At 72.4% G+C, this 20,072-nt stretch carries 20 protein-coding genes; 10 read left to right on the top strand and 10 right to left on the bottom strand.

Translation table 11 applies throughout. From position 1 onward, the window contains the following. Positions 1–84 precede the first annotated feature (84 nt). On the bottom strand, positions 85–1,656 hold the full coding sequence (locus AA23TX_RS06200; RefSeq protein WP_196425199.1) for a DNA polymerase Y family protein: 1,572 nt from the start codon (positions 1,654–1,656) through the stop codon (positions 85–87). A gap of 383 nt (positions 1,657–2,039) precedes the next feature. Further along, on the bottom strand, positions 2,040–2,735 hold the full coding sequence (imuA', locus tag AA23TX_RS06195; RefSeq protein ID WP_155541612.1) for a DnaE2-dependent mutagenesis accessory factor ImuA': 696 nt from the start codon (positions 2,733–2,735) through the stop codon (positions 2,040–2,042). A 175-nt stretch (positions 2,736–2,910) separates the two neighbouring features. On the opposite strand from imuA', the gene AA23TX_RS06190 reads away from it, so the two are divergent. Further along, a complete protein-coding gene (locus tag AA23TX_RS06190; protein ID WP_155541611.1) occupies positions 2,911–3,402 on the top strand; it encodes a MarR family winged helix-turn-helix transcriptional regulator in 492 nt (163 codons plus the stop codon). A gap of 146 nt (positions 3,403–3,548) precedes the next feature. After that, positions 3,549–4,715 (top strand): glycosyltransferase, encoded by a 1,167-nt coding sequence (locus tag AA23TX_RS06185; protein ID WP_155541610.1) that lies wholly within the window; start codon positions 3,549–3,551, stop codon positions 4,713–4,715. A gap of 50 nt (positions 4,716–4,765) precedes the next feature. On the opposite strand, the gene AA23TX_RS06180 is transcribed toward AA23TX_RS06185, so the two are convergent. Then, the gene (locus AA23TX_RS06180) at positions 4,766–6,271 is read right to left on the bottom strand and encodes an alpha/beta hydrolase (RefSeq protein ID WP_155541609.1); all 1,506 of its coding nucleotides are present in this window, start codon (positions 6,269–6,271) and stop codon (positions 4,766–4,768) included. 245 nt (positions 6,272–6,516) lie between these two features. On the opposite strand from AA23TX_RS06180, the gene AA23TX_RS06175 reads away from it, so the two are divergent. The 6 genes from AA23TX_RS06175 (at position 6,517) to AA23TX_RS06150 (ending at position 12,621) form a co-directional block, all read left to right on the top strand. Next, a complete protein-coding gene (locus AA23TX_RS06175; protein WP_230862366.1) occupies positions 6,517–6,912 on the top strand; it encodes a GntR family transcriptional regulator in 396 nt (131 codons plus the stop codon). Further along, positions 6,909–7,790, top strand: coding sequence for an ABC transporter ATP-binding protein (locus AA23TX_RS06170; RefSeq protein WP_155541607.1), 882 nt, complete (start codon positions 6,909–6,911; stop codon positions 7,788–7,790). Before AA23TX_RS06175 ends, AA23TX_RS06170 begins: the two co-directional genes overlap by 4 nt. Further along, complete coding sequence (locus AA23TX_RS06165; protein WP_155541606.1) at positions 7,787–8,770, top strand: ABC-2 membrane transporter-related protein; 984 nt, start codon at positions 7,787–7,789, stop codon at positions 8,768–8,770. The genes AA23TX_RS06170 and AA23TX_RS06165 overlap by 4 nt, the downstream gene beginning before the upstream one ends. A 19-nt stretch (positions 8,771–8,789) precedes the next feature. Then, the gene (locus tag AA23TX_RS06160; protein ID WP_155541605.1) at positions 8,790–9,902 is read left to right on the top strand and encodes an alpha/beta hydrolase family protein; all 1,113 of its coding nucleotides are present in this window, start codon (positions 8,790–8,792) and stop codon (positions 9,900–9,902) included. Beyond that, the gene (locus AA23TX_RS06155) at positions 9,899–12,016 is read left to right on the top strand and encodes an alpha/beta hydrolase family protein (RefSeq protein ID WP_155541604.1); all 2,118 of its coding nucleotides are present in this window, start codon (positions 9,899–9,901) and stop codon (positions 12,014–12,016) included. The genes AA23TX_RS06160 and AA23TX_RS06155 overlap by 4 nt, the downstream gene beginning before the upstream one ends. A gap of 128 nt (positions 12,017–12,144) precedes the next feature. Continuing rightward, positions 12,145–12,621, top strand: a complete 477-nt coding sequence (locus AA23TX_RS06150; RefSeq protein WP_155541603.1) for a hypothetical protein — start codon at positions 12,145–12,147, stop codon at positions 12,619–12,621. Here AA23TX_RS06150 and AA23TX_RS06145 read toward each other — a convergent pair whose 3' ends face one another. Continuing rightward, positions 12,622–13,164, bottom strand: a complete 543-nt coding sequence (locus tag AA23TX_RS06145) for a ferritin (RefSeq protein ID WP_155541602.1) — start codon at positions 13,162–13,164, stop codon at positions 12,622–12,624. Positions 13,165–13,203: 39 nt separating this feature from the next. Beyond that, positions 13,204–13,734 carry a hypothetical protein gene (locus AA23TX_RS06140; protein WP_155541601.1) on the bottom strand — a complete coding sequence of 177 codons (531 nt, stop codon included), beginning with the start codon at positions 13,732–13,734 and terminating at the stop codon, positions 13,204–13,206. Between the two features lie 67 nt (positions 13,735–13,801). Between AA23TX_RS06140 and AA23TX_RS06135 the strand changes: the two genes are divergently transcribed. Further along, positions 13,802–14,563: an SDR family NAD(P)-dependent oxidoreductase gene (locus AA23TX_RS06135; RefSeq protein WP_155541600.1), complete on the top strand. Its 762-nt coding sequence runs from the start codon at positions 13,802–13,804 to the stop codon at positions 14,561–14,563. Positions 14,564–14,593: 30 nt separating this feature from the next. Continuing rightward, the gene (locus AA23TX_RS06130; protein ID WP_155541599.1) at positions 14,594–15,217 is read left to right on the top strand and encodes a PaaI family thioesterase; all 624 of its coding nucleotides are present in this window, start codon (positions 14,594–14,596) and stop codon (positions 15,215–15,217) included. A 41-nt stretch (positions 15,218–15,258) separates the two neighbouring features. Here the strand turns inward: AA23TX_RS06130 and AA23TX_RS06125 are convergent, their stop codons facing one another. The 5 genes from AA23TX_RS06125 to AA23TX_RS06105 are packed head-to-tail and all read right to left on the bottom strand — an operon-like array spanning position 15,259 to position 19,717. Continuing rightward, positions 15,259–16,041 (bottom strand): MHYT domain-containing protein, encoded by a 783-nt coding sequence (locus AA23TX_RS06125; RefSeq protein WP_196425417.1) that lies wholly within the window; start codon positions 16,039–16,041, stop codon positions 15,259–15,261. A gap of 44 nt (positions 16,042–16,085) precedes the next feature. Continuing rightward, positions 16,086–16,715, bottom strand: coding sequence for a GTP-binding protein (locus AA23TX_RS06120; protein ID WP_196425198.1), 630 nt, complete (start codon positions 16,713–16,715; stop codon positions 16,086–16,088). Beyond that, positions 16,696–17,073 carry a DUF742 domain-containing protein gene (locus AA23TX_RS06115; protein ID WP_155541597.1) on the bottom strand — a complete coding sequence of 126 codons (378 nt, stop codon included), beginning with the start codon at positions 17,071–17,073 and terminating at the stop codon, positions 16,696–16,698. The genes AA23TX_RS06120 and AA23TX_RS06115 overlap by 20 nt, the downstream gene beginning before the upstream one ends. After that, a complete protein-coding gene (locus tag AA23TX_RS06110; protein ID WP_196425197.1) occupies positions 17,070–17,504 on the bottom strand; it encodes a roadblock/LC7 domain-containing protein in 435 nt (144 codons plus the stop codon). The genes AA23TX_RS06115 and AA23TX_RS06110 overlap by 4 nt, the downstream gene beginning before the upstream one ends. Continuing rightward, positions 17,504–19,717 (bottom strand): HAMP domain-containing sensor histidine kinase, encoded by a 2,214-nt coding sequence (locus AA23TX_RS06105; RefSeq protein WP_230862365.1) that lies wholly within the window; start codon positions 19,715–19,717, stop codon positions 17,504–17,506. The genes AA23TX_RS06110 and AA23TX_RS06105 overlap by 1 nt, the downstream gene beginning before the upstream one ends. Between the last annotated feature and the right edge of the window lie 355 nt (positions 19,718–20,072).

The raw sequence follows: 20,072 nt of genomic DNA, 5'->3' as shown, positions 1-20,072 counted from the left end.
CGAACACACGTACGACTACGACGTATCGATCCTGAGCCGGGGAGCGTCCGGTGTCAACCGCTCCGTCGCATCGGTCACAAAGGACTAGTCGTAGACGCCTTCGACTGTCCACTGTGGATCTACGCCGACGGTGGCTTCGAGCAGCAGCGCGAGGTCGTCGTCCTCGCCTTCCAGGACCACCTGCATCCGGGCCGTCGGCCGCGCGCCGCGCTTCGCCGGCAGCGACGGGTGCACCATCCACGGCCCCGCCGAGCCGAGGACCCGGCGCGACGGCCCGTCGCCGATCGTGACCGTGGCCGGCGGGTAGCTGAGCTCGCCGCGCTCGGTGCAGCGGACCGCGTCGCCGATCGCGTCGAGCACCCGGGCCGACGGTGGCCGGGGCGGCACCCAGGCCGGGGAGGGCGCGGGCAGGCGGCCCGGCCACGGCCGGTCCTCGGTCACCACGCGCCGCGGCTCGCCCCACGGGACCAGGCGGACGCGCTCGGCCGGGCCGCGGCCGCCGTCGAGGAGCGGGGTGACGACGGCGTCCGGCCCGAGCAGGCCCTGGATGCGCACCAGGGCGCGGCCGGCGCGCTCGGCGGCGTCGGCGTCGCGGCCCATCGAGCCGAGCTGCAGCTGCAGGGCTTCCCCGCCGACGACCTCTTCGGGGTCCAGGCGCAGCCGGACGATCCCGGCGCTGGGCCGGTCGCGGGTGGTGAGCCAGCCTTCGCACTGCCAGCGCACGCGGTCGGCCGTCGCGCGGGCGGTCAGGGGTTCGGCGCAGCGCCAGACGCGTACGCGCTCTTCGCCGGCTTCGGTGACGGCGACGATGGCCAGGCGGGTGCAGGCGAGGCCGTGGTTCGCGAGGCCGGCGAAGAAGCGTTCGCCGAGGGTCTTCGCGACGAAGGCGGCTTCGTCGATGCGTCTGAGGGGGTCGTCGAAGGTTTCGGTGACGGTCAGGTCCGGCGGGAGGGCGCGCCGCAGCGGCGGGCGTTCGGCGAGGCCGCGGGCGAGGCGGTGGGCGGTGATGGCGTCCTTGGCGAAGCGGCCGGCGACGTCGCGTTCGGCCAGGGCGGCGAACGCGCCGAGGGTGCGCAGGCCGAGGCGGCGGAGGGTGCCGACGAGCTCGCCGCGGTCGTCGCCCGGCTGGTCCAGCTCGGTGATCGGGAGGGGCGCGAGGAAGGCTTCGGTGCCCCCGGGCGCGACAAGGGCCGAGCGGCGGGCGGCGAGGGTCGCGGCGAAGAGGCCGTCGGCGATCCCGACCTGGCACTCGACGCCGGCACGGGCGGCGACCTCGTCGACGAGGAGCTCGGCAAGGGCTTCTTCGCCGCCGAAGTACCCGGCGGCACCGGTGACGGGCACGGCGACGATGCCCGGCCGCACGACCTCGACCCCGACGGCCTGCGCTTCGACAGCGGCGGCGACGGGTTCGAAGAGCCGGGCGTCGCGGTCCGGATCGTGCTGGTGCATCACGAGTTCCGGGCACCGCGACTGGGCATCGCGCCGGCGCATGCCACGTCCGACGCCACCGCGGCGCGCTTCGGCGGAGCAGGCGACCACCCGGCTGCCGGAGAAGACGGCGGCGGGAGCGAGGGGCGAGGTACCGGCAGCGGCCCCGGCGGCGACGACCGGCCAGTCCGGGCACCACAGCACGAGCAGCCGTGGCGGACCGTTCATCCCGCGGCCGCGCCGAGGATGGTGCGGTGGCGGCAAAACACCCGGCCGCTATCGGCGCGAGGGGCCTCTGTTGCCTGCCCATCGCGCGGAACTACGCAGGGGCGAGACACTGTGGCCCGCCGGTCATCGCACGACCGCGGCACGGCTCCCGGTTCGCCAGGCCCCGCCACGCGCGAGCCACGACAACCGCCGCGGGCAAGCACGACACGCCAGGCATCGCGCGATGCGCCCGATCCGCCGCACTTCCCCGCGCTGAAACAACACCCGGCACGACCTGCCTCATCGCCCAGTCCTAGGCCGCGGCGAAACACCGTGGCCCGCCGGTCATCGTGCGGATCCGGTGCGTCCGCGTGCTCCGGCACCGACCTCTGCGGCACCATCGCTCACCCGGCCACCTCGGCCAAGCGCCGCTCTCGCGGCTCCCCCGCCGCCACCACCCCGCCCGGTCCCGGCAGCTGCAACCGCACCGATGACGGCCTCGCCGCCGATCCTCGGCCGTGGCTTGTCGCCGTCACCTCGCGGGTTCGCAGGTGGCCGTGGCCGTCCGGGGTCAGGCCGTGCCATCGGCGGCCCGATACGCGCAGCTCCAAGTCCGCTCCCGGCCACGGCCCCACCTTCAGCAACACCGTTCCCCGGTTGCGCACCCGGCCCGCCAAGCGGCGGGCGAGCTGGGGCTGGACCGCGACCGGTCCGAGGACCACCACGTCGAACCCGTCCACCAGCGCCGACAACACACCCGTCAGCTCCGCGCCGGGGTGGGGCACCAGCGCGATCCGCTCCAGGTCGACGCCCAGCTCCGCCGCCGCGGCCAGGCCCAGCTCGGGAAGCGCCGTCACCGCCGCCCACGAACCGTCGCGCGTGGCCGCCGCCAGCAGGGCCGGTACCAGGGACGTCGCGCCGGCCAGTGAGATCGTGCTGCCGCGGCGCAACCCGCCGCCCGGCAGCAACCGCGCCAGCGGGGGCAGCACCGTCAACAACCCGGCCGAAGCCGGCGACACGGCCGCGGCCGGGCTCAGCTCCGCCGCCGTGCGGACCCCCGGGATCGCCGTGAGCCCGGCCAGCGCCTCCGGCACCGCCACCACCGCTCACCTCCAGCACCACGTACTCGCACCGGAGACACCCGCACCGCGAAGCCACGGGCGAACCCAGGAGAAAGTTATCGAACACTTGTTCGCATAGTGCGAGACGAGCGGGCTCGCTGTCAAGCCGGGGGTCACCCCGGCGGGGCATGGCCGCTCCGGCACACTGGGCGGCATGACCCGCACGAACCCGGGCCTCGACGCCGCGAGCGTCGACAAGCTGACCGACGCGGTCCTCACCGCGTCGCGGCTGCTCGTGGCGGTGTCCGTCCGATCGATCGCCGCGGCCGAGGACAGCCTGACCCTGCCGCAGTTCCGGCTCCTCGTCGTCCTGCACACGCGCGGGCCGCTCAAGCACGCGACGCTCGCCGAACACCTCGGGGTCACGCCGTCCACCGCCAGCCGCATGGTCGACAGGCTGGTCGCCGGCGAGCTGGTCGACCGCCGGCACAGTCCCGTGTCACGGCGCGAGATCGTGCTGGAGATCACCCGCGAGGGCGCGCGGATCGTCCGGCAGGTGACGACCCGCCGTCGCCGGGAGATCGCCAAGATCGTCGCGCGGATGCCCGGGGAAAGCCGGCAGGGGCTCGTCGACTCGCTCACCGCGTTCGCCGAAGCCGGCGGGGAACCCCCGACCGACGCGGCACCCGAAGCCCTCTGGGGCTGACGCTCGACCGTTCGCCACTACAAGTATTGCCGCTGCGATACGAGCACTCCCCGCCCCCTTCAAGGTATAGCCGAACCCGGGGCTTGCCGCAAGGCCGGGGTCGTCCTCCACAATGGCCGCGCAACCAGCGGAAACAGGGGGAAGCAATGCGGGTTTTGCTGACGACGTGGGGTTCGCGCGGGGACGTCGAACCGCTCGCGGGGCTGGCTGTGGCCCTGCGGGGGCTCGGCGTGGACTCGGTGGTGTGCGGGCCGCCGGACGAAGATTTCGTGACGCTGCTGGAGCGCGCCGGGGTGGCGCACGTGCCGCTCGGCCCGTCGGTGCGCTCGGTGGTGACCCGCGAGCGGCCGGACCCGTTCGCGCTCGCGGACGAGCTGGTCACCGCGCGGTTCGACGCGCTCGGCGCGGTCGCCGGGGACTGCGATGTGGTGGTGGCGCAGGGATTGCTGCCCGCCGGCGCGCGCGACGTCGCCGAGCGGGCCGGGATCCCGTACGTGTACGCGTGCTACCACCTGCACGGGCTGCCGTCGCCGCACGTCCCGCCGGGGATGCGGCCGGGCACGCCGTCGCCGGCGGGCGAGACCGACAACGAGGTGCTGTGGCGCCACGACGCCGAGCGCGTCGACGCCTTGTACGGCCCGGCGCTCGACCGCAACCGGGCGGCGATCGGCCTGCCGCCGGTGACGAACGTCCGCGACCACGTCTTCACCGATCGGCCGTGGCTGGCCGCCGATCCGGTGCTGTGCCCGACGGACCTCGACGTCCGGCGGACCGGGGCGTGGCTCCTGCCCGACGACCGTCCGCTGCCGGACGAGCTGGCGAAGTTCCTCGACGCCGGCGAGCCGCCGGTGTACGTCGGCTTCGGCAGCATGGCCGCGTACGCGCCGGAGGGCATCGCGCGGATCGCGACCGAGGCGGTCCGGGCGCACGGCCGCCGGATCGTGCTGGGCAGCGGCTGGGCCGGCCTGACGGCGGTCGACGACGCCGAGGACAGCTTCGTCGCCGGCGAGGTCAACCACCAGGCGCTCTTCCGCCGGGTGGCGGCGGTCGTGCACCACGGCGGCGCCGGCACCACCACGACGGCCGCCCGGGCCGGCGCGCCCCAGGTGGTGGTGCCGCGGATCGCGGACCAGCCCTACTGGGCCGGACGGGTGGCCGAGCTGGGCATCGGCGCGGCCCACCCGGATCCGGTGCCGACCGCGGAGTCGTTGTCGGCCGCGCTGACCACGGCGTTCGCCTCGGCGGGCCGGACCGTCGAGATCCGCACCGACGGCGCGGTGGTCGCCGCGAAACAGCTCGTCGACCTGGTCTGAGCGTCTGAGCGACGGGCCTCGCCGGAACTCCCGGCGAGGCCCGTCCAGCCTCAGCCCGCGAACGGGCTCGCGTCGATCGCGCAGGTCTTGCCCGCGGCGGGGAACGTCCCCGAAATCAGGTAGTCCCGCTTGACCTGCTCGGTGCACGTGCTCGGCACGTACATCGACGAGTGCCCGTACCCCTCGGTGACGAACACGCGGGCCCGCGCCAGCTCCGCGGCACCGTCGCGAGCGCCGGCCAGCGGCGTCGACGGGTCGAAGCGGTTGTTCAGCACCAGGATCTCCGCCGACGTCCGGCGGTTCCACGGGCCGGTGTACCGGTCGGCGGCCTTCGCCGGCCAGAACGCGCAGCTCATCATGTCCAGCACCGCGATCCGGCCGAAGTACGGGACCCGCTGGTCCTCGGATTCCGCGTATCGGCTGTAGATCGCCGGATCGGTCGGCACGTCGCTGTCACTGCACTGGATCGCGTTGAAGGCCTCCGTGCGGTTGGACGTGTACGGCTCGCCCGCCTTGAGCGCGGCAGCCGTGCGAGGAGCGTCGTAAAGGCGTTGCAGCAGCGACGCGATGTCCGGCCAGCCCCGCGAGTCGGAGAGGTCCGCCGCCGCGTTGATGATCCCGGAGTACGTCCAGGTCTCGCCGTCGGTGGTGATCGGGGCCTGCTTGGCCCGCGCCGTGATCGACGCCCACTTCGCCTTCGGGTCGCCCGAGGAGAACGCGCACTTCGGACCGGCTTCGGTGCACAGGCGCAGGAACTGGTCGAACGTCTGCGAGATGCCGGTGGCGACGTCCTGGCGGGTGTCCAGCGGGACGCTCGTGCCGCTGCCGTCGTGTCCGGTGGCGTTGCCGGCGAAGTCCATCGTGCCGTCGAACGCCATCGCGCGGATGCGGTTCGGGAACAGGTTGGCGTAGGTGGCGCCGAGCTGCGTCCCGTAGGAAATGCCGTGGTAGGTCAGCTTCGCGTCGCCGACCGCGCGGCGCAGCAGCTCCAGGTCCCGCGCGGTGTCGGCCGTCGAGACGTGCTCGAGGATCGGGCCGGCCTTCGCCGAGCACCGGTCCGCGAGCTCCTTCGACTTGGCGTAGAAGGCCGCGTTGCCGCTCGGGTCGCCGGGCATCTCCGGGAACGAGCCGAAGAACGACTCCTGCTCGGCGAGGGTGTCGAAGCACCGGACGGCGGTGCTGCTGCCGATCCCGCGCGGGTCCCACGACACGACGTCGAACCGCGCGCGCAGCTCGTCGGAGAACAGCCACGGCCACTTCCCGCGCTCCCGCAGCCGTTGCAGGCCGGACGCGCCCGGGCCACCGAAGTTGACGAACAGCGTGCCGATCTTGTGCGCGGGATCGGTGGCGGGCTCTTTGATGAGCGCGAGGTCGATCTTCGCGCCGGACGGCCGGTCGTAGTCCAGCGGCACCTCGGCGGTGGCGCACTGGAAGCCGTCGTCGCAGCCGGTCCAGGTCAGTTTCGGTGCCGGGACGGTATCGACGGAGGCCGAAGCCGCGGCCGGTCCGGCCACGACGGCCATCGAGACGCCGAGCGCGACGACCAGGCCGCGCACGATGCCTCCCCCAGGAGAACGACGCACAGAAAGTCCTTTCGACGGAACGAAACGATCACCCCTCCAGACGGGCGAGGGGGTGGGGAGGTTGGCAGCCCGGCGAAAAAAGATCACCGGCGCCGCCGTCCACCAGTCATTCGCGGAAACCCCGGCGAAGGTTCCGGATCGGCCTCGCGGAAGAACCTCTGGCGCAGACTTGTGCTGCATGTCTATAGTACTAGTCACCTAGTTAAATGGAGTTGCCGATGATCGAATTCCACCTCGACGCCCGCTCGGGGCTGTCGCCGTACCAGCAGCTGGTCCAGCAGGTACGGCACGCGCTGCGGCTGGGCCTGCTCGACAAGGGAGACCAGCTCCCGAAGGTCAAGGACGTGGTCGCCGGCCTGGCGATCAACCCGAACACCGTGCTCAAGGCCTACCGCGAACTGGAGCACGACGGCCTCGTCTCGGCGCGGCCCGGCGTCGGCACGTTCGTGACCGCGACGCTCAACGGCGGCACCTCCTTCGCCGTGCTCGGGCCGTTGCGGCAGGACCTGCGCCGCTGGCTGGGCAAGGCGCGCCAGGCCGGTCTCGACGAAGAGAGCATCGAGGCCCTGCTGATGTCCACGTTTCGCGACTCCGCCAGAGAGGACATAGCGTGACCGTCCTGCGTGCCCAGGGACTGGGCAAGAAGTACAAGCGCAAGTGGGCGCTGACCGGCTGCACGCTCGAGATCGAGGCCGGCCACGTGACCGGGCTCGTCGGCCCCAACGGCGCCGGCAAGTCCACCCTGCTGAACATCGCGTCCGGCATGCTGGAGCCGACGACCGGCACCATCGAGGTCTGCGGTGGAACCCCCGGCAGCGGCCCGGACCAGCTGGCGAAGGTCGGCTACGTCGCCCAGAGCACGCCCGTCTACACCGGGCTCACCATCGAAGAGCACCTGCGGCTCGGCGCGCACCTCAACCCGCGGTGGGACGACTCGCTGGCCACCAAGCGGGTCGAGCGGCTCGGGCTCGACCCGAAGCAGCACGCCGGGAAGCTGTCCGGCGGCCAGCGCGCGCAGCTCGCGCTCACCCTCGGCATCGCCAAGCGCCCCGAGCTGCTGCTGCTCGACGAGCCGGTCGCCGCGCTGGACCCGTTGGCGCGCCGGGAGTTCCTGCAGGACCTCATGGAAGCCGTCGCCGAGCACGGGCTGTCCGTCGTGATGTCCTCGCACCTGGTCAACGACCTGGAACGGGTCTGCGACCACCTCGTCGTGCTGGTGGACTCCCAGGTCCGGGTGATCGGCGACGTCGAAGAGCTGCTCGCCACGCACCACCGGCTCTCCGGGCCGCGGCGCGAGGTCGACTCGCTGCCGGCCGAGCAGCACGTCGTCTCCGCGAAGCACACCGACCGCCAGACGACCGTGCTCGTCCGCACCGAGGCGCCGATCCTCGATCCCGCGTGGACGGTCGCGCAGATCGGCCTCGAAGACCTCGTCCTCGAGTACATGAGCAACCCCGCCGCCGCCCGCCCCGCCCTGGAGGTCCTGAGATGACCTGGCTGACCTGGCGCCAGTTCCGCCTGCCCGCGTTGTCCGTGTTCGCCGCGCTGGCTCTGATCGGCGTCGTGCTCGCGATCACCGGGCCGGAGCTGGTGGGGCGCACGAACTTCTCCGACGAGGACACCCTCTTCGGCGGCACGATCCTGGTGCTCTACCTGCTGCCCGCGGTGATCGGCGTGTTCTGGGGCGTCCCGATGATCACGCGCGAGCTGGAGAGCGGCACGCACAGCCTGGTGTGGAACCAGACCGTCACGCGCAAGCGGTGGCTCACCACCAAGCTCGGGTTCGGCCTGCTCACCGCGATGGTCGCGGCCGGCCTGCTCGGCTGGGCGGTGTCGTGGTGGGCGAGCCCGATCGACGCGCTCTCCGCGACGCAGACCGACCGCGGGATGCTCTCGCGCATCATGCCGGTGGTGTTCGGCGCGCGCGGCATCGTCCCGATCGGCTACGCGGCCTTCGCCCTCGCGCTCGGCGTCGCGGTCGGGATGCTGGTGAAGCGGACGGTGGCCGCCATGGCCGTCACGCTCGCCGTGCTCGCCGCCGTGCTGATCGTGGTCCCGACCTTCGTGCGGCCCTACCTCATTCCGCCGGCGCAGATGACGACGGCGATCGTCCCCGAGGACATCACGAACATCACCGGCGACGACACCCACGGGATCCTGGAGATCGGCATGCGGAACCCGGCCGGCGCGTGGGTGCTGGCGAACGAAACCGTGGACCCGGCCGGCACCGTGGTCCATCCGCTGCCGGACTTCGTGCAGAGCTGCGCCCCGAGGCCGGGCCAGGGCCCTCCGGAGCGCGGCAGCATGGAACAGTGCATGTCCCAGCTGGGCGCGCACGGCTACCAGCAGCGCCTGACCTACCAGCCGGGTTCGCGGTTCTGGCCGCTGCAGTGGCTCGAGCTCGCGCTCTTCCTCGCGATGGCCGCCCTGCTCACCTGGTTCTCCTTCCGCCGCATCCGTCACCTGTCCTGAACCGATTCCTGGGGGAATCATGCGCACTCTCGCGGTAGCCACCGCCTTGACACTCACCCTGACCGCGTCGCCCGCCGCTTCGGCGGCCACGACGCCCTCCCTGCCCCGCCCGACCGGTCACGCGCCGGTCGGCGTCACGTCACTGTCCCTGAAGGACACTTCGCGTCCCGACCCGTGGGTGCCGACGGTGCCCTACCGGGAGCTGATGGTCTCCGTCTTCTACCCGGCGACTTCGGCGAACGGGCCGAAGAAGCAGTACATGACGCCGCTCGAGTCCGAACGCAACCTCGAACGGGAGAACATCCCGGGGCTGTCCCTGGACGTCCTGAGCACGGTCCGCACGAACGCCGTCGTCGACGCGAAACCGGCCGGGCGGTGGCACGACCTGCCGCTGGTCTTGCTGTCGCCGGGCTGGACGCAGCCGCGGGCCGTCCTCACGGCACTGGCCGAGGACCTCGCCAGCCGCGGCTACGCGGTGGCGGCGATCGACCACACCTACGAAAACCGCGCGACGACGTTCCCCGACGGGCACGTCACCGGGTGCGCCGCCTGCGAAGTCGACGAGCAGCCCGGGATCTGGGAGAAGGTCGCGCAGGTGCGGTCGAAGGACACGTCGTTCGTGCTCGACGAGCTGCTGCACTCGAAGAAGTGGGGCGCGCTGATCGACCCGGGGCGGATCGGCATGACCGGGCACTCCGCGGGTGGCGCGGTCACGACGCAGGCGATGCTGGCCGACCCGCGGATCCGGGCCGGCGCCGACATCGACGGGAGCATCCACGTCCCGCTCCCGGCGTCCGGGCTGTCGAGGCCGTTCCTGTTCCTGGGCAGCATGGACAACTACGTGCCGGGCCAGGAAGGTCCTTACGACGACTGGGAAACCGACTGGACGCACCTCACCGGGTGGAAGCGCTGGCTCATGGTGTCCGGCACGGTGCACAGCTCGTTCACCGACCTCGGCGTACTCGCCGATCAGCTGGGCGTCGACATCGGCGCGTCGATCGACGGGGCCCGCGCGCTGGCGATCACGCGGAACTACGTAAGCGCTTTCTTCGACCAGAACCTGCGCTGCCGTCCGCAGCCGCTGCTGGCCGCGCCGTCGCCCACCTACCCGGAAGTGACGTTCATCGGATGAAGGTCCTCCTGATGGTGACCGCGCTGACGCTGGCACTGCCCGTGCCGGCGTCGGCGTCACCGGCGCTGTCGCTGGCCGCGCCGACCGGCGACCGGCCGGTGGGCATCACTTCGCTGTACCTGAAGGACACCTCGCGGCCGGATCCGTGGGTCGCGACGGTGCCCTACCGCGAGCTGATGGTGTCGCTCTTCTACCCGGCGGTTTCCGCGCAGGGCATGAAGAAGCAGTTCATGACCGAGACGGAAGCGCAGGCGGTGTTCGACGAGGCCGGGATCACCGGCATCCCGGCTTCGGTCATGACCGCCGTCCGCACCGACGCCGCGGTCGACGCGCGGCCGGCCGGGCACCACCTGCCGCTAATCGTCCTTTCGCCGGGGTTCAAGCGGCCCCGCGCCGAGCTGACGTCGCTGGCCGAAGACCTGGCCAGCCACGGCACCGCGGTCGTCGTGGTCGACCACACCTACGAGAACGTCGCCACGACGTTCCCCGACGGGCGGGTCACCGGCTGCGCGGCGTGCGGCAACTACGACGAGGCGTTCTGGAAGAAGCTGGAACGCGGGCGTGCGGCGGACGTCTCGTTCGTGCTCGACTCGCTGACGCACTCTCGCTGGGCGTCGCTGATCGACGCGTCCCGGATCGGCATGGCCGGGCATTCCGTCGGCGGCGCGAGCGCGCTCGACGCGATGGTGACCGACCCGCGGATCAAGGCCGGCATCGACATCGACGGCACGACGGACGACCCGCTGCTCGCGCCGGGACTCGACCGGCCGTTCCTGTTCCTGGGCCGCGCGAACACCTACACCCCCGGCACGGGCGTCGAATCGGGCAGCTGGCAACGGGACTGGGCGCAGCTGACGGGGTGGAAGCGCTGGCTCGTCGTGGCCGGCGTGGCACACCCGTCCTTCACCGACATCGGCCTGGTGGGCGAGCAGCTCGGCCTCGACTTCGGCGCGACGACGCCGGCGGCGCGCGGCCAGGCCGTCACGGCGGCCTACGTTCGGGCATTCTTCGAAGAGCACCTGGAGGGTCGGGCTCAGCCACTGCTCGACCGGCCGTCGTCGCGCTACCCGGAGGTCAGCTTCGCCATGACGTCGACGCCCTACCTGCCCGCGCCGACCGGGGACCGGCCGGTGGGCAGCACGCAGGTGTACCTGAAGGACACCTCGCGGCCGGACCCGTGGGTGCCGTCGATGCCCTACCGCGAGCTGATGGTGTCGCTCTTCTACCCGGCGGCTTCACCGCACGGGCCGAAGACGCGGTACGTGACCGCGGCCGAGTCGGCGGCGCTGCTGTCCGGCAGCGGCCTGGACGTGCCGCCGGACCTGCTCACCCGGCTGGTGACCACCTCGGTGGCCGACGCCCGGCCGGCCGGGTCCCGGCTGCCGTTGGTGGTGCTTTCGCCCGGCTACACGAAACCCCGGGCCACGCTCAGCGCGCTGGCCGAGGACCTGGCGAGCCACGGGTACGCCGTCGCGCTGGTCGGCCACACCTACGAGAACACCGGCACGAGCTTCCCCGACGGGCGGTTCGCGGGCTGCGCCTCGTGCGAGGTGCCGCACGACGCGGCGTTCTCGGAGAAGCTGCAGCGGGGCCGGGCGGCCGACGTGTCGTTCGTGCTGGATTCGCTGACGCACTCGAAGAAGTGGGCACCGCTGATCGACGCGTCGCGGATCGGCATGGCGGGGCACTCGGCCGGCGGCGCGAGCACGCTGCCCACGATGGTCGCGGACGCGCGGGTGCGCGCCGGGATGGACATCGACGGCACCACGGCGGTTCCGCTGACCCCGCCCGGGCTGGCGCGGCCGTTCATGTTCGTGAGCCACCAGCTCGCGGCCACGGCGTGCGCACCGAACGTCCCGTGGGAGCGGGACTGGGCGCAGCTGACGGGCTGGCGGCGCTGGATCGAGGTGGCGGGCACGCAGCACGCGTCGTTCACCGACGTGGGCCTGGTGGGCGAAGAGCTCGGCGTCGACATCGGCGCGACCACCACCGCCGTGCGCACCCAGGAGATCATCCGGACGTACGTGAACGCGTTCTTCGACCGGCACCTGCGGGGCGAAGCTCGGCCGGTGCTGGACGAGCCGGGCTACCCGGAAGTCTCGTTCTGCCGCTGAGCACGGCGGAAGCGGCACTCGTGGGGGTGTGCCGCTTCCGCCGTTCCCGTGCCCGGCGGGCGACGCGCCTCAACTCCGACAAACCGCGTAGATCAGATGTTCGGCGCGATCAAGCCGATACTGGACCGGTGTATGAAGCGCTCTCGCTGCTCGCCGCCCTCGTCAGCGCGGTCGCCGCCGTGGTCGCCACCTGGATCGCCGTCGCGCAGTGGCGTTTGTCGCGGCCGGGTTCTCCGGTCACCGCGCCGCCACGGTCTTCGCCCGCCGCCCCGCCGCAGCTACCCGCCGCCCGGCCCGCCGGACGCGGACTCGCCCGCGCGGCCGCGGTCGCGGTCGCGCTGGGGGCCGTCACCGCGGTGTTCTCCGCGCTGGGCGACCTCGTGTTCTACGCCCAGCAGCAGGAGTCATCGCCCGGTCAGGAAACCTGGCTCTCGATCCTGCTGGGCACCGCCGTCCTGGCCGGGGCGGGCGCGTTGCTGCTCGGGCTGTTCGTGCTCCTCGCGGGCCTGGTCAAGCGCCGCGGGCGCAGCACCCGGCTGGGCCTGCTCGCGATCGTGCTGAGCCAGACGTTCTGGCTGGCGACCTGGCTGACCACCTTCGTGTAGTCAGAGCTTCCCGCCCGCGACCGGCGGCATGTCCGGCGCCTCCGCGGCCTCCGTGGCCGCCTCGCGGAACAGGTGGTTCTCGACCTCGAAGAGGTTGTCGGCGGCGCGCTCGACGACCGTGAGCAGCGTGGACATCCGGGCCACCTCCTCCACCTGCTCCTTGAGGAACCAGGCCACGAACTGCTCGCCGAGGTAGTCCTCCTCCAGCCGCGCGGCCTTCGCCATCGCCTCGATGTCGGTGGTCACCGCCCGTTCCTGCTCCAGCGCCAGCTCGATGGCCTCGTGCGCGCTCGAGAAGTCGTTCCGGACGTCGCCGCTGCCCGGGATCGCCACCGGCTGGCTCCGGTCGAGCAGGTACCGGACCATCGCCAGCGCGTGGTTGCGTTCCTCGATCGACTGCCGGTAGAAGCGCTTCGCCAGCCTCGGCAGGTCACGCGCGTCGAACCAGACGGCGAGGGCGACGTACTGCTGCGCGGCGGTGAACTCGTGCCGGATCTGCTCCCGCAGGAGCTCGGAGAACTTCGAACGCTGGGTGTCGGCCATGCCCCACAAGGTACGGCGCCGGTGCACCGGCCGGCCACGTCACGGGCGGGGCTGGTACTGCTCCACCCGGATGCTGTCCTTCACCGCGTCCAGGAACTCGTTGCGAGCCGTGTGCAGGGCCCGGTACTCGGGCTTCCCGGGGTTGATCAGCTCGTGCCACAGCGAAACGACCACGCCGGTGCGGTCTTCCAGCTCGTGGGCCTTGGCGATCAACGCCGGCGTCCCGATCACCTCCAGCATCGCGACCTGTTCCCGCATGCCCGCGAGCGCGTAGGCACCGGCCTGGTACCGCAGCTGGCGTTCGTCCTCGTCGGTGAGCACCTGGTACCGGAAGGCGGTGATCCGGGCGAGGTGCCGGGTGATCTCCAGGTAGGTGTCGCGGATCTCCCGGTCCCACCGGCGGCGGTCTTCCCGGTTCAGCTTCCGGCGGTCGCTCAGCGCGATCGCGAGGAGCGCGAGCACCGCGCCCGCGAGCAGGAAGGCCCCCGCGATCACGGGAACGCCCCACCAGGGCGCGGGGCCCGTAACCGGTGCGGCTGGGTCGAGTGCGCTCGGCACCGGCGAGATCATGCGGGCACGATACTCGCGAAATCCGGTGAAAACGCCCGTCAATTCTCCCCTGGCTACGATCGGGCAGGTGGCGAGCTCCCTCCCTGACCTCTCCGGCAAGATCACCTGCGTCACCGGCGCGGCCGGCACCATCGGCCGCGGGATCGCGCTGCGGTTCGCCGAAGCGGGCAGCGCGGTGGCCGTGCACCACCGGCGCCCCGGCGCGGGCGACGACGTCGTCGCGGCGATCGAGGCCGCGGGCGGGCGGGCCCGCGCGTTCGCCGCCGAGCTGACCGACGACAACGCTTGCCACGCGATGCTGGAAGCCGTCGCGGACTGGGGCGGCGGGCTCGACGCGCTCGTGAACAACGCCGGCGTCCAGCCGGTCGAACCGCTCGCGGACCTGACGGCCGGACAGTGGCGGGCGATGCTGGACGCCACCCTGACCAGCGCGTTCTCCTGCACCCAAGCGGCGAGCCGGCTGCTGCGCGACGGCGGCAGCGTCACGCACATCGCGTCGATCGAGGCCCGGCAGCCCGCGCCCGGGCACGTCCACTACAGCGCGGCCAAGGCGGCTTTGGTGATGCACGCCCGCGGCGCCGCGCTGGAGTACGGGCCGCGCGGGATCCGCGTCAACACCGTGTCACCGGGCCTGATTTCGCGGCCGGGCCTGGAAGAGGACTGGCCGGAGGGCGTCGAACGGTGGCGGCGGGCCGCCCCGCTGGGCCGTCCGGGGACACCGGAGGACGTCGGCAACGCGTGCGTCTTCCTGGCGTCCCCGCTGGCTTCCTGGATCACCGGGCACGACCTCGTCGTCGACGGCGGGGTCACGGCCCGGCCGACCTGGTAGACTGGAACGTGTTCTAGTTCTGGGGGTGCCATGTCCTTTCCGATCGTCGACGGCGTGCCGCCGGGACGCGCGCTGCTGGGCTCCCGGATCCGGGAGCTGATCGAGGCTTCCGTGTGCACGGGCGACGACGCCGACTTCGCCGCCGCCGCCCGGCAGGTCGAGGCGGTCACCGCCGCCCTGCGCGCCACCGGCGGATCGCCTCCCCTGCTGCTGGCCGCCCTCGACGGCGGCGGCCACCTCAGCATCAACAACCCGCTGGAAGGACCCGGGAACCCGCTGGCGCCGCCGCTGTCCTGGACGCACATCGGACCGGCGGAGGTCCGGGCCGAGGTCCTGCTGGGCGCGGCCCACGAGGGACCACCGAACCGGGTCCACGGCGGCTGGGTCGCGGCGATCCTGGACCACGTACTGGGCCGCGCGACCGCGGCGGCCGGCTACCCCGGGATGACGGCGTCCTTGACGGTCGACTACCTCCGCGGTACGCCGTACGCCGAGCCGCTCGTCGCGGAAGGCCGGCTGGAACGCCGTGACGGGCGGAAGCTCCACGCGACCGGGACGCTGCGCGCCGGGGACACGGTCTGCGCCACGGCGAAGGCGATCCTGGTGCACTTCAGCGCCGACCGCTTCCCGGTCCCGGTGTCCACATCGGACTGACGACGGTCTGCCGAGGCCGGTCGTGAGTGGGAAACCGTGTTCTAACCCTGTTTCTCACTCACGACCTCACGGGCCACCGTCGTGTGGCGAGGCGACTCCGAACTCGACGACGCCATCAGCACCGCGCAGATCGGCACCGCCATCGCCAGCGCCGCCAGGACGAACACCGGGAACAGGAACGAGAACACCTCCGCGCCCGACGGGTCCGGTGCCGCCGGGTCCAGGTGCAGCCGGACCGCCGCCATGCCCGTGTAGTGCATGCCCGTCACCGCCGCCGCCATCACCAGGCCCGCCGCCAGCCGGGGCAGCAGCTTGTCCAGACCGACCGTGAACCACAGCGCCGCCGTCGCGGCGACCACCGCGATCACCACCGACAGCACCACCAGCGTCGGGTCGTAGCCGATCGTCCCCTTGATCTCGACCGCCCACATCCCCGTGTAGTGCATGACGTTCACCGCGAGCCCGGTCAGCAGCCCGCCGAGCAGCAGCCGCTTCCAGGCGAACCGGTTGCGGACGCCGAACACCAGCAGGCCGCAGAACACCGCCACCACCGACAGGATCGCCGACAGCGCCGTGCGCGTGATGTCGTAGCGCACCGGCAACCCGGGCGTCGAAAAGCCGAGCATCGCGATGAAGTGCATGACCCAGATGCCGACGCCGCCGATCGACAGCGCCGCGAGCCCGAGCCAGGTCAGCCGGGTGCGCGCGTTGTCCGTGGTCCGCGCCTGCAGCGTGCAGGCGAGCCCGAGCGCGCAGCCCACCACCGAAGTCAGGTACGCGAGCACGACGAGCCAGTGGCCCATCGCGAAGTCGTCGTGGTCCATGTGCATTTCCGTGCTCCTGTTCAGGCTTGCTCTGTCATCCGGGGTCAAACCCCGGACCCCGGCCGGGGGGCAAGCCCCCCTGGACCCCCCGAAAGCGATTGATGCGGCGCATGCAATGCGGCCAACGCGTACTCGGCCGCCGCGATGAGGGTCTCTTTCGTCGACTCCGGCGAACGCGCGTCGCAGGTGACCACCTGGACCTCCGCCGGGACCTTGAGGGCTTCGCGCACCTGCTCCGGCGGGTGCTGGCGGGTGTCCTGGAACTGGTTGACCGCCACCAGGAACGGCACCCCGCGCGACTCGAAGAAGTCGATCGACGCGAAGCAGTCCGCGAGCCGGCGCGTGTCGACCAGGACGATCGCCGCCACCGCGCCGCAGACGAGGTCGTCCCACATGAACCAGAACCGGTGCTGTCCCGGCGTGCCGAACACGTAGAGGATCAGGTCGTCGGCCAGCGTGAGCCTGCCGAAGTCCATCGCCACCGTCGTGGAGAACTTCCCCGGCACCGCTTCGGTCCGGTCGACACCGACGGCCGCGGCCGTCATCACGGCCTCGGTGCGCAACGGGTCGATCTCCGAGACGGCGCCGACGAAGGTCGTCTTGCCGGCCCCGAACCCGCCGGCGACCACGATCTTGGCCGAGGTGATCCGCTTGTCAGAGTGCGCGTAGTCCACTGAGGACCCTTTCGAGCAGGTCGTTGCGTTCGTCGAAGGAGGCGTCCGCGGTGAGCGTGTCGCGGATCGACACCTGGCCGGCGACCAGCAGGTCGCCGATGAGCACCCGGGCCACGCCCAGCGGCACGCGCAGGTGCACCGCGACCTCCGCCACCGAGCGCTGCTGCAGGCACAGCTGGGTCACCGCGGCCAGCGGGTTGGTCGGGCTGAAGGGCGCCGTGCGTCCCTCCGCCGTCGTTTCGACGAGGGCTTCCACCGCCAGGTCGACCGACGGCCGGGTGCGACCGGCGGTCCACGCGTACGGGCGGGCCAGTGACGCCGCGTGCCGCCCGCCCTCGCGTCGCCGGCCCTCCGTCACCGGCTCGCTCCCGGCGCGGCCGCGGGCCGCGCCGGTGTCTCGACCATCTTCCCGAACCGATCGACGAGCAGCGTCATCTCGTAGCCGACCAGGCCGATGTCGCAGCCGGGGTTGGCCAGCACCACCAGGTTCGAGCCGTCGCCGACGTTCATCAGCATCAGGAAGCCGTGCTCCATCTCGATGACCGACTGCACGACCCGGCCCGCGGTGAACAGGTCGGCCGTGCCGAGGGCCAGGCTCGAGAGGCCCGACGCGATCGCCGAGAGCTGGTCCGCCCGGTCGCGCGGCATCGCGTCGTTCGCCGCCACGAGCAGGCCGTCCGCCGAGACGAGCGCGGCGTGCGCGACGCCGGGCACCTCCTGCGTGAACGCCGACACCAGCCAGTTCCGGGACCGGTCGGCCACTTCCGCTCCTTCCTGCCGCACGCTCATCACTGCCCCTTCGGGTCGGTCGCGACCCGGTGGCGGGCCGCGCGCATGCCGCTGTAGTGCCGGGAAAGGTTGTTCCGCACGGCGGCCGGGTCCCGGAACGACGAGTCGGCCGGCTGCGGCTGCCGCGGGGCGACCGAGCCCGGGACGAGCTGCGCGCCGGGCTGCCGGGTCGGCAGGCCCGACTCGGTGAGCTCGAGGTCGTCCGGCGCGCCGACCGCGGCTTCGGCGGCCTGCCGGACCTCGTCGGCCGGGGTCGCCCACTCGCCGGGCCGCGCCGGCTTCGCGCGGTCGTCGGCGAACCAGTGCGACAGCATCTGGTCGAAGATCGGCGTCGGCATCGGCGCCACGGCGGCGGGTTCTTCGGCGGGCCACCGGGGTTCCGGCTCGGGCCGGGGGACGCCGTTGACCGCCGGCAGCAGCTCGGGCGGACCCGGCCGGGCCGGCAGGTCGACCAGGACCAGCACGCCCGGGACGTGCACGCTGGCGGTGATGCCGGCACTCGCGGTCCGCGTGGTCGAGGGCCGCAGCCGCACGGTGATCCCGTGCGAGGCGGCGAGCCTGCTCACCACGAACAAGCCCATCCGGCGGGTGGTCTCCGGGCTCACCGACGCGCCGGCGGCGAGCCGCGCGTTCGCCGCTTCGAGGTCCTCGCGGGTCATGCCGAGGCCGGTGTCGACGACCTCGATCAGCACGCCGCCGTCGAAGCCGCGGTCGGCGGTGAGCACGACCTGCTCGCCCGGCGGGGACGAGCGGATCGCGTTCTCCAGCAGCTCGGCGAGGATGTGCACGACGTCGGCCGCGGCCTCGGACTGCACCGACCCGCGGGGCGCGTTGCCGAGCGTGACCCGCTGGTAGTCCTTCACCTCCGACGTCGCGGCCCGCAGCAGCTCGACCGTCGCGACGGGCCCGACTTCCCGGCGCACCGGGCGTCCGCCCGCGAGGACCTGCAGGTTCTCGCCGTTGCGCCGCAGCCGGGTGGCGATGTGGTCGATCTGGAAGAGCTCCGCCAGCCGCTGCGGGTCCTGCTCGTCGGCTTCGAGGTCCTCGATCACCGACAGCTGCAGCTCCACCAGCGACTGGCTGCGCCGCGACAGCGTCATGAACATCTCGCTGACCTGGATCCGCATCTCGGCCTGCTCGCCGACGGCGAGCCGCACCGCCTGCCGGTGCATGTCGTCGAAGGCGCGGGCCAGCTGGCCGATCTCCTCCTCGGAGTCGACGGGCAGCCGCTCGGTCGCCCGCCAGTCGACGTCCTCGCCCTCCCGGATCCGCTCGATCGTGCCGGGCAGCCGCCGGCGCGCGGTGTCGACCGCGGCCGCGTGCAGCCGCCGGATCGGGACGACCACCGAGCGGGCCACGGCCAGGGCGATGGCGAGGGCGCCGAGCAGCGACGCGATCACCAGCGCGGCGTCGCGCAGCGCGTCGGACCGGGCGGCGTCGGTCCGCGCGCCGACGGCGTCCGAAAGGGTCTTCACCTGGTCGGCCAGGATGGTCCCGAGCGCCGCGCGCTTGGCCGCGGGTCCGCCGGCGCCGGGGATGGTGGCGGCGGCGAACCGCGCGGCCACCGCACCGGTGGGCAACGCCCGGCGGATCTGCCCGGTGAGCACCGATTCCTCGGCGACGGCGGCCGCGAGCGCGTCCACCGACCGTCCACCCGGGACTTCCTGCCCGGCGAGCGTCGACCTCAGCTGCGTCAACGCTTTGGTGATATCGGCCGCGGCGTCGAGATCGGTATTCCCGGCTTGGCCGACGACCCCGGGGATCACTTCACTGAGCGAGACGACGAAGTCGTGGTAGGCGGGGGTTTTCGCACCGGCCGAACCGTCCTGCTGGCGCAGGCCGGCCAATTTTCCCAATTGATCTTCCAGCGTCCGGGAAAGCTCCGGGCTCAGCTGCGCGAATTCGGCGTCGTGGCGGATGACGGCGGCTTTCGTGTCGACCGCGGCGGTCTGCGCGGCCGCGCCGTCGTGGATCAGCTCGTCGTCGACCAGCCCGGTGAGCTCGGCGATCCCTTGCACGACCGGCATTTGGTCCCGCACCCCGCTGAGCGCGCCCGCCTGGGCGAGCTCGGCCTGCACCCGGCCGCCGGCCAGCAGCAGCGCGACCAGGACGGGCAGCAACAACACGACGGAGATCTTGGTGCGCAGCCGCCAGGTGCCGGGATTCCACGACGCGGCGGAACTACTACGGCGAAGCGGTTCATCTTCTTTCATCGGTGGCGTGGCTCGATTCGTACCGGTGACCCGAGAACGAATTCCTGGATCCTTTTCCCCCGGAATTCAGAACGCAGACATAACTCCGGCGACCACGGTGCTGTCAAGGAATGCCGGGCGTTTCCCCCGTACGCATCAGCTACACAGGGTGAGCTTCGACGAATGCCCGGGATTCGCCGCCATCCGGTGAATTTCCGTCTTCCCGGCCGGCCTTCGTCCACTGAGGACGGTCAAGGGGCGGTGGCCGGACCGACCCCCAGCCGGTCCGCACCCGGCGCGCGACATCGTCGGCGGCCGTGCGGGATGAACGTGCCAGCGGCGCGGCGGTGGCGTCAACCGGCCTTCGGACGTTTCG

It is taken from the genome of Amycolatopsis camponoti, from assembly GCF_902497555.1.
In the GTDB taxonomy this organism is placed as follows: Bacteria; Actinomycetota; Actinomycetes; order Mycobacteriales; family Pseudonocardiaceae; genus Amycolatopsis; species Amycolatopsis camponoti.
Note: the sequence above shows the minus strand (reverse complement) of the source record. Positions and strands in the feature narration are given on the sequence as shown.